This is a genomic window from Methylophaga sp. (genome assembly GCF_009711715.1).
Lineage (GTDB): Bacteria > Pseudomonadota > Gammaproteobacteria > Nitrosococcales > Methylophagaceae > Methylophaga.
Genome location: NZ_VENF01000015.1, coordinates 23,402 through 38,967 on the forward strand (window position 1 = coordinate 23,402; position 15,566 = coordinate 38,967).

The 15,566-nt window shown below is 53.7% G+C and carries 16 protein-coding genes; 12 read left to right on the forward strand and 4 right to left on the reverse strand.

What is annotated here, in order from left to right; genetic code table 11:
* Positions 1–17: 17 nt before the first annotated feature.
* The 4 genes from FH755_RS11530 to gatC form a co-directional block, all read right to left on the reverse strand.
* Positions 18–533 (reverse strand): TlpA disulfide reductase family protein, encoded by a 516-nt coding sequence (locus FH755_RS11530; protein WP_292441267.1) that lies wholly within the window; start codon positions 531–533, stop codon positions 18–20.
* A complete protein-coding gene (locus tag FH755_RS11535; protein WP_292441268.1) occupies positions 530–2,161 on the reverse strand; it encodes an acetolactate synthase large subunit in 1,632 nt (543 codons plus the stop codon). The genes FH755_RS11530 and FH755_RS11535 overlap by 4 nt, the downstream gene beginning before the upstream one ends.
* Before the next feature lie 313 nt (positions 2,162–2,474).
* Positions 2,475–3,929, reverse strand: a complete 1,455-nt coding sequence (gatA, locus tag FH755_RS11540) for an Asp-tRNA(Asn)/Glu-tRNA(Gln) amidotransferase subunit GatA (RefSeq protein WP_292441269.1) — start codon at positions 3,927–3,929, stop codon at positions 2,475–2,477.
* 20 nt (positions 3,930–3,949) lie between these two features.
* Positions 3,950–4,237, reverse strand: coding sequence for an Asp-tRNA(Asn)/Glu-tRNA(Gln) amidotransferase subunit GatC (gene gatC / locus FH755_RS11545; protein WP_292441270.1), 288 nt, complete (start codon positions 4,235–4,237; stop codon positions 3,950–3,952).
* 121 nt (positions 4,238–4,358) lie between these two features.
* On the opposite strand from gatC, the gene FH755_RS11550 reads away from it, so the two are divergent.
* The 12 genes from FH755_RS11550 to lipA all read left to right on the forward strand — a co-directional run bounded on the left by FH755_RS11550 (position 4,359) and on the right by lipA (position 15,550).
* Positions 4,359–5,405 (forward strand): rod shape-determining protein, encoded by a 1,047-nt coding sequence (locus FH755_RS11550; RefSeq protein WP_292441271.1) that lies wholly within the window; start codon positions 4,359–4,361, stop codon positions 5,403–5,405.
* A gap of 76 nt (positions 5,406–5,481) precedes the next feature.
* On the forward strand, positions 5,482–6,447 hold the full coding sequence (gene mreC, locus FH755_RS11555) for a rod shape-determining protein MreC (RefSeq protein WP_292441328.1): 966 nt from the start codon (positions 5,482–5,484) through the stop codon (positions 6,445–6,447).
* The gene (gene mreD / locus FH755_RS11560; protein WP_292441272.1) at positions 6,431–6,910 is read left to right on the forward strand and encodes a rod shape-determining protein MreD; all 480 of its coding nucleotides are present in this window, start codon (positions 6,431–6,433) and stop codon (positions 6,908–6,910) included. The genes mreC and mreD overlap by 17 nt, the downstream gene beginning before the upstream one ends.
* 5 nt (positions 6,911–6,915) lie before the next feature.
* Positions 6,916–8,784, forward strand: a complete 1,869-nt coding sequence (mrdA, locus tag FH755_RS11565) for a penicillin-binding protein 2 (protein ID WP_292441273.1) — start codon at positions 6,916–6,918, stop codon at positions 8,782–8,784.
* Positions 8,762–9,895 (forward strand): rod shape-determining protein RodA, encoded by a 1,134-nt coding sequence (rodA, locus tag FH755_RS11570; protein WP_292441274.1) that lies wholly within the window; start codon positions 8,762–8,764, stop codon positions 9,893–9,895. Before mrdA ends, rodA begins: the two co-directional genes overlap by 23 nt.
* The gene (gene mltB, locus FH755_RS11575) at positions 9,892–10,872 is read left to right on the forward strand and encodes a lytic murein transglycosylase B (protein WP_292441275.1); all 981 of its coding nucleotides are present in this window, start codon (positions 9,892–9,894) and stop codon (positions 10,870–10,872) included. Before rodA ends, mltB begins: the two co-directional genes overlap by 4 nt.
* Complete coding sequence (locus tag FH755_RS11580; RefSeq protein WP_292441276.1) at positions 10,869–11,684, forward strand: septal ring lytic transglycosylase RlpA family protein; 816 nt, start codon at positions 10,869–10,871, stop codon at positions 11,682–11,684. Before mltB ends, FH755_RS11580 begins: the two co-directional genes overlap by 4 nt.
* Positions 11,685–11,707: 23 nt before the next feature.
* Complete coding sequence (locus FH755_RS11585; protein WP_292441277.1) at positions 11,708–12,856, forward strand: D-alanyl-D-alanine carboxypeptidase family protein; 1,149 nt, start codon at positions 11,708–11,710, stop codon at positions 12,854–12,856.
* Between the two features lie 3 nt (positions 12,857–12,859).
* Positions 12,860–13,708, forward strand: coding sequence for a D-amino-acid transaminase (gene dat / locus FH755_RS11590; protein WP_292441278.1), 849 nt, complete (start codon positions 12,860–12,862; stop codon positions 13,706–13,708).
* Positions 13,705–13,983, forward strand: a complete 279-nt coding sequence (locus FH755_RS11595; protein WP_292441279.1) for a DUF493 domain-containing protein — start codon at positions 13,705–13,707, stop codon at positions 13,981–13,983. Before dat ends, FH755_RS11595 begins: the two co-directional genes overlap by 4 nt.
* A complete protein-coding gene (lipB, locus tag FH755_RS11600) occupies positions 13,983–14,597 on the forward strand; it encodes a lipoyl(octanoyl) transferase LipB (protein ID WP_292441280.1) in 615 nt (204 codons plus the stop codon). Before FH755_RS11595 ends, lipB begins: the two co-directional genes overlap by 1 nt.
* On the forward strand, positions 14,594–15,550 hold the full coding sequence (gene lipA, locus FH755_RS11605; RefSeq protein ID WP_292441281.1) for a lipoyl synthase: 957 nt from the start codon (positions 14,594–14,596) through the stop codon (positions 15,548–15,550). The genes lipB and lipA overlap by 4 nt, the downstream gene beginning before the upstream one ends.
* Positions 15,551–15,566: the final 16 nt, after the last annotated feature.

The following is a 15,566-nucleotide window of genomic DNA, read 5'->3' on the forward strand; positions in this document are numbered from 1 at the left end:
TGAGATGTGTAGTGAATTTATGATTGTACCGGTCTAAGTCCCATCATGGCGAGTCTGTCTTTCAACAGCGCCATATCAAGCACACCAATTTTGCGCATGACTATTTCGCCCTCGGGTGAAATCAGGAAGTGGGTCGGCGTTACCCGCACATTATCAAAGGCTGCACTGATGTCGCCGGTTTGATCCCAGGTGATGAGGTAGGGCAGACCTTTCTCCTCGCGCATAGCCTGAATATGTTCCGGGTAATCATGCGGCATTGCCACACTGATCATGGCGAGGCCCTTATCGGCATATTCCTCATGCAGTGCAATCAACTCGGGCATTTCCTTGATGCAGCCGGGACAGTCAGTGGCCCAGAATATCATCAGGATAGGCTGGCCTTTGTAGTCAGTCAGCTGATGCCTGCCGCCGTCAATATCAGTAAAACTGATGTCGGGCATGGGCTGACGCGATGTCGGCAACAGGGTATAAGTGGTGAGGCCGGCGACGGCGGCAAGTACGACAATAAGCAGATTTCTGATTACAGGTTTCATGTGGTTAAAGTCAGTTGTCCAAGAGTTTCAGTCAGCTTGAGATTTTCCCGGTAATCGACCGGACAATCAATCACAGTGACCGTGTCACGCTCCAATGCTTCCTGCAATACCGGCATCAGCTGCTCGGTCTTCTCCACTCTGACACCAACGGCACCGAAAGATTGCGCATATTGAACAAAATCGGGGTTGGTGAATTCAACATGGCTGGTGCGGCCGAATTCATTTTTCTGTTTCCATTCAATCAGGCCATAACTGGCATCATTCCAGATCAGAATCACCACCGGAATATGCAGCCGCATTGCGGTTTCAATTTCCTGCGAGTTCATCATAAAGCCGGCATCGCCGGTGACCGCGACCACCTTGCGATCGGGATAGGCCAGCTTGGCGGCAATTGCGCCGGGCACAGCAATCCCCATACTGGCAAAACCGTTGGAGATAATGCAGGTGTTGGGATATTCACAGCGGAACATCCGTGACATCCACATCTTGTGGGCACCGACGTCGCAGATCACGATATCTTCCAGATCCATCGCGGTACGTAAATCCCAGATGATCTTCTGTGGTTTGACCGGAAACTCGGTATCGTCACGGTGCAGATTCATTTCCTCGATCAGACTGTCACGCAAAATGCGCAGCGCTTTGCCCTCATGTGGCGTAGTCAGCGCTGCCAGCCGGTTCAGGCTGTGGCGCAGATTGCCGACGATGCCCAGCACCACGCTGTAATGGGCATCGACTTCGGCATGGGTACTGTCGATATGAATAATGGTGCGATCCCGTGACGGATGCCAGAGATAGGGGTGGTATTCGACCATGTCGTAGCCAATGCAGATAATCACATCGGCACTGGCAAAACCGCAATTGGCATAGTCGTTTGACTGAAGACCGACACTGCCCAGTGCCATCGGATGGCGGAATGGAATCACGCCCTTGGCCATAAAGGTATTGGCAACCGGAATTCGCAGCTTTTCGGCAAACTCTGCCAGTTCTTCACTGGCATTGGCTCTGACGACACCGTTACCGGCGAGAATAATCGGGTTTTTGGCATTGGAAATAATTTCGGCGGCACGTTCGATATGTTCAGCGGCCGGCTCCGGCGGCGTCGCGTGTTTAACCCGCAGCGGCTGATCATCAATTTCCATTTCGGCAATATTTTCCGGAAACTCGATAAAGCAGGCGCCGGTTTTCTCTGTCTGGGCGACTTTGAACGCCTTACGCACAATCTCGGGAATGACCTCCGGACTGACGATGCGGGTCGCGTACTTGGTGATGGGCCGGAACATCGCTTCCAGATCCAGTACCTGGTGGGATTCTTTATGCAAACGACGGGTCGAGGCCTGGCCGGCAACGGCAATTAAAGGCGCATGGTCCATATTGGCATCAGCCACACCGGTAATCAGGTTTGTTGCGCCCGGTCCCAAGGTGGCGATGCAGACCCCGGCGCGTCCGGTCAGGCGACCGTAGACATCGGCCATAAAAGCAGCGCCCTGTTCATGGCGGGTGGTAATAAAGCGGATACTGGAGTCCAGCAGCGCATCCATGACATCCAGATTTTCCTCACCGGGAATACCAAACAGGTATTCGACACCCTCATTTTCCAGCGCCCTGATAAACAGTTCTGCGGCTTTCATGCAGCGGCTTCCTTTTACCGAATTCGATCGTGCTGCAAGGATAGCAGATTGCGTTTATGGCGGGCTTCAGGGATTTGCTCATTAACCACACAGGACAGAGTCATAAACGATGGCTATCCGCAGATTATGCGATTACACAGATTAAAATGTGGTTGCTGAAGGCCGTGTTGTGTAAATAACGCCTGTCATAATTCTCTTTTTAAGAAAAATCTGCGTTTATCTGTGTCACCTGCGATAAAGCAAATCTCTCTGCCTGAGGTTTGATTGAAATCAAAACAAAAAAAGGGGCCGAAGCCCCTTTCAGTTTCAGCGTTTATTTGAACGCATCCGGCATCCGGGTGTGCCAGTCACTTTCCTGCTGATATCGGTGTGCCACATTGAGCAGACGCGCTTCATCGAAGTAGTTACCGATGATTTGCAGACCGACCGGCAGACCGTTAACAAAACCGGCCGGAATCGACATGCCGGGCAAGCCGGCTAGGTTGACGTTGATGGTGTAAATATCTTCCATGTACATTGCAACCGGATCGTCGGTTTTTTCACCGAAGCGGAACGCTGGGGTCGGCGCAGAAGGCCCCATGATCACATCGACTTCTTCATAGGCCTTGAGGAAGTCATCACGAATCAGGCGGCGGCACTGCTGTGCTTTCAGATAATAGGCATCATAGTAACCGGCAGACAGGGCATAGGTGCCGATCATGATGCGTCGCTTCACCTCTTCGCCGAAGCCTTCGCCACGGGAACGGGTGTAGAGATCCAGCAGGTCTTTCGGATCCTCAGCGCGGTGGCCGAAACGAACCCCATCCATCCGCGACAGGTTGGAAGAACATTCAGCCGGTGCCACTACATAGTAGGTCGGTACCGCGAGGTGGGTATTGGGCAGGGTGATTTCTTTCAGCTTGGCGCCCATGGCTTCGTATTGCTTTATTGCCGTTTCCACGACTTCAGCGACCTGCGGGTTCAGACCCTCTCCGAAATATTCCTTGGGCAGGCCGATAGTCAGGCCTTCCAGTGAATCATTGAGCGTTGCGGTGTAATCGGGCACTTCACGTTCGACGCTGGTGGAATCACGGGGGTCAAAGCCGGCCATCACATTCATCAGAAAGGCGGCATCCTCGGCACTGTTGGCCATGGGGCCGGCCTGATCCAGACTCGAGGCAAAAGCAATCATGCCGTAACGGGAAATGCGGCCGTAGGTCGGTTTGAGACCGGTGAGGTTGCACAGGGACGAAGGCTGACGAATCGAACCGCCGGTATCGGTACCGGTAGCAACCGGGGCGAGACGGGCCGCCATCGCGGCGGCTGAGCCACCGGAAGAACCACCGGGCACACAGTCGGTGTTCCAGGGATTTTTGACCGGACCGTAATAACTGGTTTCATTGGAAGAGCCCATCGCAAACTCGTCCATATTGGTTTTGCCCAGGGTGACCATGCCGGCAGCGTCGGTTTTTTCCACTACGGTGGCATCGTATGGCGCGATGAACTTGTCCAGCATTTTCGAGGCACAGCTGGTGCGAACACCTTTGGTACAGAAAATGTCCTTGTGGGCAAGCGGAATACCAGTCAGCGGTCCGGCTTTTTTATCGGCCAGCAACTTATCCGCCGCTCTGGCCTGTTCCAGTGCCCGGTCTTCGGTGACGCTGATAAAGGCGTTCAGATCGCCGTTGTATTGGTTGATGCGGTCCAGATAATGCTGGGTGAGTTCAACGCTGCTGATGTCTCCAGCGTGCAGGGCTGTCGAGAGTTCCGGGAGAGATTTGTTATGCATGGATGAGCCTGTAGTTCTCTTTATTCGATGACCTGGGGAACCAGATAAACACCGGCTTCGGTTTTGGGAGCGATAGCCAGGAAGGCTTCACGTTGATCGATTTCAGTGACCACATCGGGACGCAGACGTTGATGTGCATCCAGCGGATGAGCCATCGGCAGAATGTCATTGGTGTCTACCGCGCTCATTTGTTCAACAAGATTGAGAATATTGTTGAGATCCCGTGCATAATGCGGAATGTCATCTTCCTGTATCGAAAGGCGCGCAAGATGCGCAATTTTTTCTACATCGTGTTTATCTAAACTCATCGACAGTTCCAAATGTTAATTGCTTCAATAAAGCACCAAGTTTAAATCATCAGCAGCTTGCTCAACAGTCCTGAGCATTGCTAAAGTATCCATTTTACCCCTTTCAGGTGTGGTTTCTTCAATGTTTGAACGTTTACGTGGAATTTTTTCCAACGATCTGTCGATCGATTTGGGAACAGCAAATACGCTGATTTATGTGCGCGGTAAAGGTATCGTGCTCGACGAACCGTCAGTGGTGGCGATTCGTCAGGATAAAGGACCGGGTGGCCCCCGTTCAATCGCCGCTGTGGGGGTTGAAGCAAAGCGGATGCTGGGACGGACCCCGGGCAACATCACCGCAATCAGACCCCTCAAAGATGGTGTTATTGCTGATTTCACGGTAACCGAAAAAATGCTGCAGCACTTCATTCGAAAAGTGCATGAAGGCCGCTTCCTTAAACCCAGCCCCCGCGTGCTGGTCTGCGTGCCCTGCGGGTCAACCCAGGTCGAACGCCGTGCGATTCGTGAATCCGCTGCCGGTGCCGGTGCCCGTGATGTGTTTCTGATCGAAGAGCCGATGGCTGCAGCGATTGGTGCCGGTATGCCGGTTGATGAAGCCAGTGGTTCGATGGTGCTGGATATCGGTGGTGGTACGACGGAAGTGGCGGTTATCTCGCTTAATGGTATCGTCTACTCCGCTTCTGTTCGAATCGGTGGTGACCTGTTTGATGAAGCCATCGTCAATTATGTACGTCGTAACTACGGCACCCTGATAGGCGAATCGACGGCAGAGAAAATCAAGAAAGAAATCGGTTCTGCCTATCCGGGCAATGAAGTCAAGGAAATGGAAGTCCGTGGTCGTAATCTGGCTGAAGGTGTGCCCCGCAGCTTTACCCTTAACAGCAATGAAATTCTTGAAGCGCTGCAGGATCCTTTATCCGGCATCGTGGCAGCCGTTAAAACAGCCCTGGAACAAACCCCGCCCGAGCTCGGTGCTGACGTCGCCGAGCGTGGCATCGTGCTGACTGGTGGTGGCGCGCTGCTGCGTGATCTGGACCGTCTGTTAATTGAAGAAACCGGTTTGCCGGCGATTGTTGCTGAAGACCCGTTGACCTGTGTCGCACGAGGTGGCGGCCGGGCACTGGAAATGATCGACGAGAAGGGGACAGACGTCTTTACATTTGAATAATCGCCAGGAAACGTTAGATTAAGACCTTTGCAAATGATTTTTGTTTGCGAAGGTCTTTTAGTTTTGGACGCTAGCCATTAAACCGTTATTTACCAATACACCGTCACTGAATACCCGGATGATGCTGGCTTTGCTGGCGTCACTGGTGCTGTTTTTTCTTGACTCGCGTCTGGACTATTTCAAGCCGGTTCGCTCGGCCTTATCCACAGTGGTCTATCCGATTCAGGCAACTGCCTCACTGCCGACCAATTTTGTCGACTGGGCCGGTGATTTTTTTAAGGACCGGGAACAGCTGCGTGAGCAGATCACGGTCATGAGTGCCACTAACAAGCTGCAAAGTATCCGACTGCAGAAAATGCAGGCTCTGGAGCGGGAAAATATGCGGCTGCGCGAGTTGCTGGGCTCCTCATTCCGGCTGCAGGAACGGGTACAGGTAGCCGAACTGCTGACAGTGGATCTGGACCCGTTTTCCCAGCAGGTTATTATCGATAAGGGAAAAAACTACGGTGTGTATGTGGGACAGCCGGTGCTGGATGCCCATGGTGTGATGGGCCAGGTCACCGAGACTTCCCATTTATCCAGTCGTGTTGTCTTGTTGACTGACCCGAGCCACAGCATTCCGGTACAAATCAACCGGAATGGTCTGAGAGCAGTGGTGACCGGTCGTGGACTGAGTGAAAACCTGCAGATGGATTTCCTGCCACATAATGCCGATGTCAGAAAAGGGGATCTGCTGGTCACCTCCGGTCTGGGTGGACGTTTCCCGGTGGGCTATCCGGTAGGAAAGGTGGTCTCGGTGGATTTTCCGCAGGGCAAGGCTTTTGCTGATATCAAGGTTCAGCCGGCGGCGAATTTGTCGACCAGCCGTGAAGTAATGCTGGTACTACCGGGTGAAAAAATCCATACCGAGCCTTTACTGGCACCGGCACCGGCGGCGTCAGAAGCGCAAGTAACGGTTACCCCCGTGGCTTCCGGCGCAGAGCCGACGCTGACAACACCGCAAAACACGACAGAGGAGGCGGCAGATGGCGACAACCGCTGAATCCAGAAATGGTTTTGTGATTGTGATTACCCTGATTATTGCCATGCTGCTGATGCTGGTACCGTTGCCCGATACGGCCCGTTTTTTCCGTCCGGAGTGGGTGGTGATGACCCTGATTTACTGGGCGATGGCACTGCCTCACCGGGTCAGCATTGGCATCGGCTGGCTGACCGGTTTGCTGATGGATGCAATGATGGGCACGACACTGGGGATTATGGCATTCAGCTACGCACTGGCCGTTTATCTCATTGCCCGCTTTCATCTGCAACTTCGACAATATCCGCTGTGGCAACAGGCGCTGACAATCTTTTCAGTGGTGTTGCTGGTGCATCTGGTTGCTATTCTGGCGGCGGGGCCGGATATTGACTGGCTCATCTGGATGCCCGTGATAACCAGTACTTTGATGTGGCCGGTGATGTATGCCGTGCTGCGTAAGATCCGCCGTACATTCCAGGTTAGTTAATATTTATGTCCTCACGCTTCACGCTGAAAGACCATTTCCGTGAAAGCCGCTTAATCAACGGCCGATTGCTGGTGGCTGCACTGATTTCCATTCTGGTTTTCAGTGTGGTGGTGGTCAGGCTGGTGGTGCTGCAGGTGTTTGAATATGAACACTTTGACTCTCTGTCGAACCGCAACCGCGTCGATATAGAACCGCTGCCGCCACAACGGGGCCTGATCTACGATCGCAATGGCGTCCTGATTGCCGAAAATATCCCGACTTTCAGCCTGGAAATGGTGCCTGAAAAGGTAACTGATGTGGATGCCACACTCAGTGAGCTTGCCAAGCTGGTAGCGCTGACAGAAGAGGATATCACCGACTTTCGGGATCGTCTGCAACGTCACCGCCGTTTTCAGCAAGTCGTCATTAGACAACGGCTGACCGAAGAAGAGGTCGCCCGTTTTTCTGCTAACCGCTACCGCTTTCCCGGTGTCGATATTCAGGGTCGCCTGATACGACATTATCCGCAGGGCAATCTGTTTGCGCATGCGGTGGGATATGTAGGCCGAATCAATGAACGTGAATTACAGATCATCGATCAGCAGGACTACAAGGGCACTTTGCAGATTGGCAAGACCGGGGTGGAGAAAGAGTACGAAGATATTCTGCATGGCGAAGTCGGTTATCGCCAGGTCGAAACCAATGTGCAGGGTCGTATCGTACGTGAACTGATGTCTGTATCGTCGCACTCCGGTGACGATCTGTTTCTGAATCTCGATATCAACCTGCAGCGTGTAGCCAGTGAGTCGCTGACAGACTACAACGGCTCGATTGTTGCCATGGACCCCCGCACCGGCGGTGTGCTGGCACTGGTCAGTAAGCCGGATTTTGATCCCAACCTGTTTGTGTCGGGCATCAGCAGTAAAGATTATGCCGAGCTCAGAGACTCTCCTGACCGTCCGCTTTATGATCGGGCGCTGCGGGGCAGTTATCCCCCCGGCTCTACCCTGAAACCGTTTGTCGCGCTGGCCGGACTGGAACTGGGCGTGGTCACAGAACATTCGAAAACCTATTGTCCGGGCTGGTATACCTTACCGGGCCATGATCACCGTTATCGCTGCTGGAAACATCAAGGTCACGGCATGATGGATATGAATGATGCAGTTTCCCAGTCCTGTGACGTCTACTTCTACGACCTGGCGCATACGCTGGGTATTGACCGTCTGCATCATTTCCTCGATCTGTTCGGTTTTGGTCATGAAACAGGCATTGATATTCCCAGCGAAAGCAGCGGTTTGTCACCATCCAGAGAATGGAAACGGGCCAGCCGTAACCAGGCATGGTTCCCCGGTGAAACACTGATATCCGGTATCGGCCAGGGCTTTAATCAGACTACGCCGATTCAACTCGCCCATGCTACCTCGACGCTGGCCATGCGCGGCGTGATGCAGGAACCCCAGGTAGTCCGCGCCAGTCGTAAAGCAGGACAAGACGAGATGGAGCTGCGCGGCAATGAACGCATCAACAGTCTGCCGATGCAGAACAGTCAGCACTGGGAAGCAGTGGTAGACTCTATGGTCGAGGTGATTCATGGTGCCCGGGGAACTGCCAGACATGTCGGTGAGGACATGCCGTTCCAGATCGCCGGCAAGACCGGGACCGCGCAGGTTTTCGGTATCGCTCAGGACGAGAAATACGACGCGGAAACGCTGGAAAGAAAGCTGCATGATCATGCTTTGTTTATTGCCTTTGCCCCGGCCGACAAGCCTGAGTTTGTGGTGGCGGTAGTGGTCGAAAACGGCGGCAGTGGCAGCAAAACTGCTGCCCCCATAGCACGCAAGATGATGATTGAACATTTCGGATTGGAACTGGATGAACCACAGCCTGATCAGTGACAGACCTCAGCGACAATCCTGGCAGCCAGGCAGGCTGTTTCAGTTGTTGCATATCGACGCCATGCTGTTATTCGGCTTGCTGTTGCTGCTTGGCGTCGGGCTGATGATGCTCTATAGCGCCAGTGGTCAGGATAGCAGTCTGATAATTCGCCAACTGGTGAGACTCGGCGTTGCTCTGGGTGCAATGCTGGTGGTAGCCCAGATTCATCCTGACAGGATGCGTGACAGTGCCTACTGGCTGTATGCTTTTGGTCTGATATTGCTGGTCGCGGTGTTGCTGTTTGGTCATGAAGGTAAAGGCGCGCAGCGCTGGCTTAACCTGGGTTTTTTCCGGTTTCAGCCCTCCGAGATTATCAAGCTGGCGGTGCCGATTCTGGTGGCAGCGTTTCTCGCTGAGCGGCCCCTGCCGCCCTCAGTTTTGCGGCTACTCACCAGCCTGGTTTTGATTGGCCTGCCGGCATTTCTGATTGCTAAACAACCGGATCTGGGTACCGCTATTCTGATTGCCAGTTCCGGTTTGATCGTCCTGTTCCTGGCTGGTATCAGCTGGAAACTGATTATCGGTTTTATCAGTGCCTGCGCGGCGGCGGCACCGGTGCTCTGGTATTTCATGCATGACTACCAGCGGCGGCGGGTGTTGACCTTTCTGAATCCGGAAAACGATCCCCTGGGTGCGGGGTATCATATTATTCAGTCCAAGATTGCCATCGGTTCCGGTGGTACTTTCGGCCAGGGCTGGCTGCAAGGCTCGCAGTCCCATCTGGAGTTTCTGCCGGAGCGCTCGACTGACTTTATTTTTGCCGTGATTGCCGAAGAGTTTGGCCTGGCCGGCGCGGCCCTCCTGCTGTGTTTGTATCTGCTGATAGCGGGCCGTGGCTTGTTTATTGCCAGTCAGGCGCAAAGCAGCTTTTCGCGTCTGCTGGCGGGTAGTATTTCGATTACCTTCCTGGTTTATGTGTTTGTTAATGTCGGTATGGTTACCGGCTTGTTACCTGTGGTCGGGGTGCCCCTGCCGCTGGTGAGTTATGGTGGCACCTCCATGGTGACCTTGCTCGCCGGCTTCGGTATCCTGATGTCAATTCATACTCACCGAAGGATGATGTCGCCGTGAAACATTTAGTGTTCAGTAGTGCCTTGTTGTGTCTGACTTCCCTGCCTGTGATGGCAAACCCGGACTTGCCGGACTTGCCACAGTTTATCGACAAAATGGTGACTGAACATGGTTTTAATGAGGCCGAACTGGAACAGGTTTTTGCCGAAGTTGAAGTCAAAGACAGTATTCTCAAAGCCATCTCCAGGCCGGCTGAAAAGAGCAAACCCTGGTACGAGTACCGTGATATTTTCCTGACCGGGTCCCGGATTGCCGGCGGTGTCGAGTTCTGGGAAGAGCACAAGGAAGCATTAGCCCAGGCTGAGCAGAAGTATGGCGTGCCGGCAGAAATCATCGTTTCGATTCTGGGAGTGGAAACCCGCTACGGTGGTAATGTTGGCAGCTACCGGGTGATCGATGCCTTGTCTACACTGGCGTTTCGCTATCCACCGCGCAGCCCGTTTTTTACCAGTGAACTGGAAAATTTCCTGATTCTGACCCGTGAGGAAGAGATATCACAACTGGAACCAGTGGGCTCTTATGCCGGTGCAATGGGACTGGGACAGTTCATGCCCAGCAGCTATCGCGCCTATGCCGTGGACTTTGATGAGGACGGACATCGTGATATCTGGACCAATCCCACCGATGCTATCGGCAGTATTGCCAATTATCTGTCCGTGCATGGCTGGGTACCCGGCGAGAGTATTGTGCATCCCACTGAGCTCGATGCCACACTGCCGGAAGCAATCAACGGCACAGACCTGAAGCCGGCGTTCAGCCGGGAACAACTGGCTGCTGCCGGTTTCTCACTGGCGCAACTGCCAGCCGGCAATGATCCCCTTTCGGTGATCGCGCTGACTCAGCCGGATGGAGAGGAATACTGGCTCGGTCGGCAGAACTTTTATGCCATCACCCGCTATAATCACAGTCGTATGTATGCCATGGCTGTGGTGCAGCTGGCGGAGGCAATCCGACAACAATTTGGTGAGTTGCAATGACCTGTTCAGTTTTCTGGCGGAGAGCAGCGCTGGCGCTGACTTATCTGCTGTTGATTTCCTGCGGTGGCGTGTCTGAAAAAGATGGCGCGCCAGGAAAGGTGCCTGACATCAGTCAGATACCGGATGCCGTTCCCAAGGCTGAACCGCGCAGCAAGTACGGTAATCCCACCCAGTATGAAGTGTTCGGCAAGCGTTATTACACGCTGACCAGCGCTGATGGCTACCGCGAGAAGGGAATCGCGTCCTGGTATGGCACCAAGTTTCATGGTCGCCGCACGTCCAGCGGTGAAATCTATGACATGTACGAAATGACAGCGGCGCATAAGACATTGCCGCTACCCAGCTACGTTGAAGTGACTAATCTTGAGAATGGCCGCAATGTCATCGTCAAAGTTAATGATCGCGGACCATTTCACGACAATCGCCTGATTGATTTATCATATAGCGCTGCAACCAAACTGGGCATCGTCTCCAAAGGTACCGGTTTGGTGGAGGTCAGAGCTATCACGCCGGGCAAAGCACAGAAAACGGTGACTTCGGTTGAGCGGGATGCTCAGCCGGTAAAGTCCTCTGGCTCAGCCGCGATGTTTTTGCAAGTTGGGGCATTTAGCACCCTCAATCGCGCTGAGCAGGTAAAATTACGCTTGCAGCAGGATATCCCAGACAGCATCTCCATCATGCCGATGGATGGTGCCCAGGGCACCCTGTATCGGGTCAGAGTCGGCCCGCTAGCCAGTGTCGCAGACGGGGATCATCTCGCTGCCAGACTGGTCGGACTCGGCTTTCGCGACAGCCATATCGTCGTCGATTAATCTTTATTTCCTGAGAGTTCATCATGCTGAAAAACACGAAAGTTGTTTTATTTGTTCTGTTCCTGACCGCTTTTGTTTCGGTTCAGGCGGGCGTGGTTGCGCCCAAACCGTCAGCACCGGCGGTAGCGGCCAAAGCCCACATCCTGATTGATTATGACAGTGGGAAGGTGCTGGCTGCCGAGAATCCGGATCAAAAACTGCCGCCGGCCAGTATCACCAAATTAATGACTTCCTATGTGGTTTCGCATGAACTGCACGCCGGCAATATTTCGCTTGAAGATGAAGTGCTGATAAGTGAAAAAGCCTGGCGCATGATTGGCTCTCGCAGCTTTATCAAAGTCAACACCAAAGTCTCGGTGGAAGCGTTGCTGCGGGGCATGATTGTGCAGTCAGGTAATGATGCTGCTGTGGCCCTGGCAGAGCATATTGCCGGCAGTGAAGAGGTTTTTGCGCAGATGATGAACCAGTACGCGCAGCAACTGGGCATGACTAACACCAACTATGTGAACTCGACCGGTCTGCCGGACCCCGATCATTACACCACGGCACGTGATATTGCGACGCTGTCAGCGGCCTTGATCCGCGATTTTCCCGAGCATTACGAATGGTACGCAGAAAAAGAATACACCTATAACGACATTACTCAGCACAACCGCAACAAGCTGCTGTGGCGGGACAACAGCGTCGACGGTCTGAAAACCGGTCATACCGAAGAAGCCGGTTACTGTCTGGCGGCTTCCGCCAAACGCGGCGATATGCGTCTGGTTTCGGTGGTACTCGGTACGCGTAGTGAAAATGCCCGTGCCCAGGAAACTCAGAAATTATTGAACTATGGTTTCCGTTTCTTTGAAACACATCAGCTCTACCAGGCCAATACCAGCATCACCAATACCAAGGTCTGGAAAGGGGCGAAGGATCAGCTGGCACTGGGTCTGGCGCAAAGCCTGTCGGTCACCGTCCCTCGTGGTCAGTATGATGATTTGTCAGCCAGCACCAATATCCAGCAACCGGTGATTGCCCCGGTTGAGGCTGGTGTTCAACTGGGTGAAGTCGAAATCCGTCTGGGAGAAGAAGTGGTCGCAAAACAACCACTGGTCGCTTTGACCGCTGTCGAGCAGGGCAGTTGGTGGCGTCGCCTGATTGATCATATTCTGCTGTGGATCTGGGGCTAGCAAGTGAGAACCGTTTTTCTAAACGGCGAGTATCTGCCCGCCGATCAGGCCCGGGTTTCTGTTCTCGATCGCGGCTTTCTGCTGGGTGATGGTGTTTATGAGGTGATTCCGGTCTATCAGGGCTTGCCTTTCTGTCTGAAAGAACATCTGCAGCGCCTGCAACGCAGCCTGGACGGGGTGCGGATGGCAAATCCCTATTCCCTTGATGAATGGAGTGAGATTATCGCCCGCCTGGTGAAAGAAAATGACGGCGATAATCAGGCCGTGTACCTGCAGGTGACAAGGGGCGTCGCACCGCGTGATCATGTTTTCCCGGAAGGCGTTGAGCCCACCGCTTTTGTGATGACTAACCCGATTAAACCGCTGCCCGCCTGGTACAAACAGGAAGGCATCAAGGCGATTACAGTCAATGATATTCGCTGGGCCCAGTGTGATATCAAAGCCATCACACTGCTGCCTAACAGTCTGTTACGACAACAGGCACAGGATGTCGGTGCCCAGGAAGCGATTCTGATTCGTGATGGCTATATGACCGAGGGCTCTGCCAGTAACAGCTATGCGGTACTGGATGGTGTCATTTACACCGCCCCCAAAGATGAGAAAGTGCTGCCCGGCATTACCCGGGATGTGGTACTGGCATTGGCACAAGCGGCCAATATTCCTTATCGTGAACAGGCTGTCTCTGCTGAGCAGCTGAAACAGGCCGATGAAATCTGGATCAGCAGCTCTACCCGTGAATTATTGCCTGTCACTTCACTCGATGGTGCACCGGTGGGCGGCGGTAAACCGGGCCCGGTCTGGCAGCAGCTGGACGCGCTTTACCAGCGCCGCAAAACAGAGGGCAGTGTATGAGCGAACAGGATAAACAACAGGAAACCCTGCTGGAGTTTCCCTGTGACTTTGCTATCAAAGCCATGGGCGAAACCAGTGATGACCTGGATCAGATCGTGGTCGAAATCGTGCGCCGCCATGTGGAAGATATCTCGGAAGGCGCGGTCAGCAGTCGCCAGAGTTCCGGTGGCAAGTTCACTTCGGTTACGGTCACCATCCGGGCAACCAGTAAGCCGCAACTCGACGCGATTTATCAGGATCTGACCAGCCATCACCGCATTAAGTACGTGCTCTGATGATCGTTAGAGATCTGGGGCTCGTTGACTACCAGCCGGTAGTCGAGAAAATGCGTGAGTTCACACTGACACGGGGACCGGACACCGAGGACGAACTCTGGCTGCTGGAACATCAGCCCGTCTTTACTCAGGGGGCCAACGGTCAGGCGGAACATGTACTGGATCTGCACGATATCCCCTTGGTTGCGACTGATCGTGGTGGTCAGGTGACTTATCACGGCCCGGGTCAGCTTATCGCTTATCCTTTGATTGATTTGCGCCGCCATAAGTCGGGCATCAGACAGATGGTGACACAGCTGGAGCAGACGGTTATCAGCATGCTCGCAGCCTTTGATGTCGATGCCTACGCCCGAAAAGATGCCCCCGGCGTCTATGTCAATGAGCGCAAGATTGCTTCGCTGGGTTTACGGGTCAAGCGCGGTGCCTGTTATCATGGTGTCAGTTTCAATATTGATATGGATCTGACGCCGTTCAGCTATATCAATCCCTGTGGCCAGGCAGGCATGGAAGTCATTGACCTGACTTCACTCGATATCGAACTGACGATGGTCGAGGCCAAACAACAATTTATCGCTGCATTTAAACAGCAGATGCAGACAGGTATGAATACATGACAGAGACAGTAGAGGGTAAACGCGACGTCCGCGCGCTCAAGGGCGAATCGAAGGTTTCCCGTATTCCGATCAAGATTGAACCCAGCCAGCCCAAGCGCAAGCCGGAGTGGATCCGGGCCAAATCACACGGTGACCCGCGTGTTCAACACATTAAGGATATGCTGCGCGAACACCAACTGCATACCGTCTGCGAGGAAGCTGCCTGCCCCAATCTGGGAGAATGTTTTTCTCATGGCACGGCCACGTTCCTGATTATGGGCAATATCTGTACCCGCCGCTGCCCGTTCTGTGATGTGGCCCATGGTCGTCCCGATCCGCTGGATCAGAATGAGCCGGCACATCTGGCTAAAACGATTGCCGCCATGCAGCTTAAGCATGTGGTGATTACCTCGGTCGACCGAGACGATTTGCGTGACGGCGGGGCTAATCATTTCGTCAAATGCATCAACGAAGTTCGCAGCCAGTCGCCACAGACCAATATTGAAACGCTGGTGCCGGATTTCCGCGGCCGCATGGATGTGGCGCTGGAAATCCTGACTCAGAGTCCGCCGGATATTTTCAACCATAACCTGGAGACTGTACCGCGCCTGTATAAGGCAGCCCGTCCCGGCTCCGATTATCAGTGGTCACTGGATTTGATTCGACGCTTTCAGGACTTGCATCCGGAAGTGCCGACCAAGTCAGGCCTGATGCTCGGCCTCGGTGAGACCATGGATGAAGTCAAACAGGTCATGCAGGATTTACGTGATCACGGCTGCCGCATGCTGACCCTCGGTCAGTATCTGCAACCCAGCCGCCATCATCTGCCCGTCGATCGCTTTGTTACCCCGGCCGAGTTCGATGAACTGGGCGAGCTGGGTAAACAGATGGGCTTTGATCATGTGGCCAGTGGGCCGATGGTGCGCTCTTCTTATCATGCCGACTTACAGGCCCAGGGTGAAAAAGTCTCCTGATTCGTAAACAGGTCCG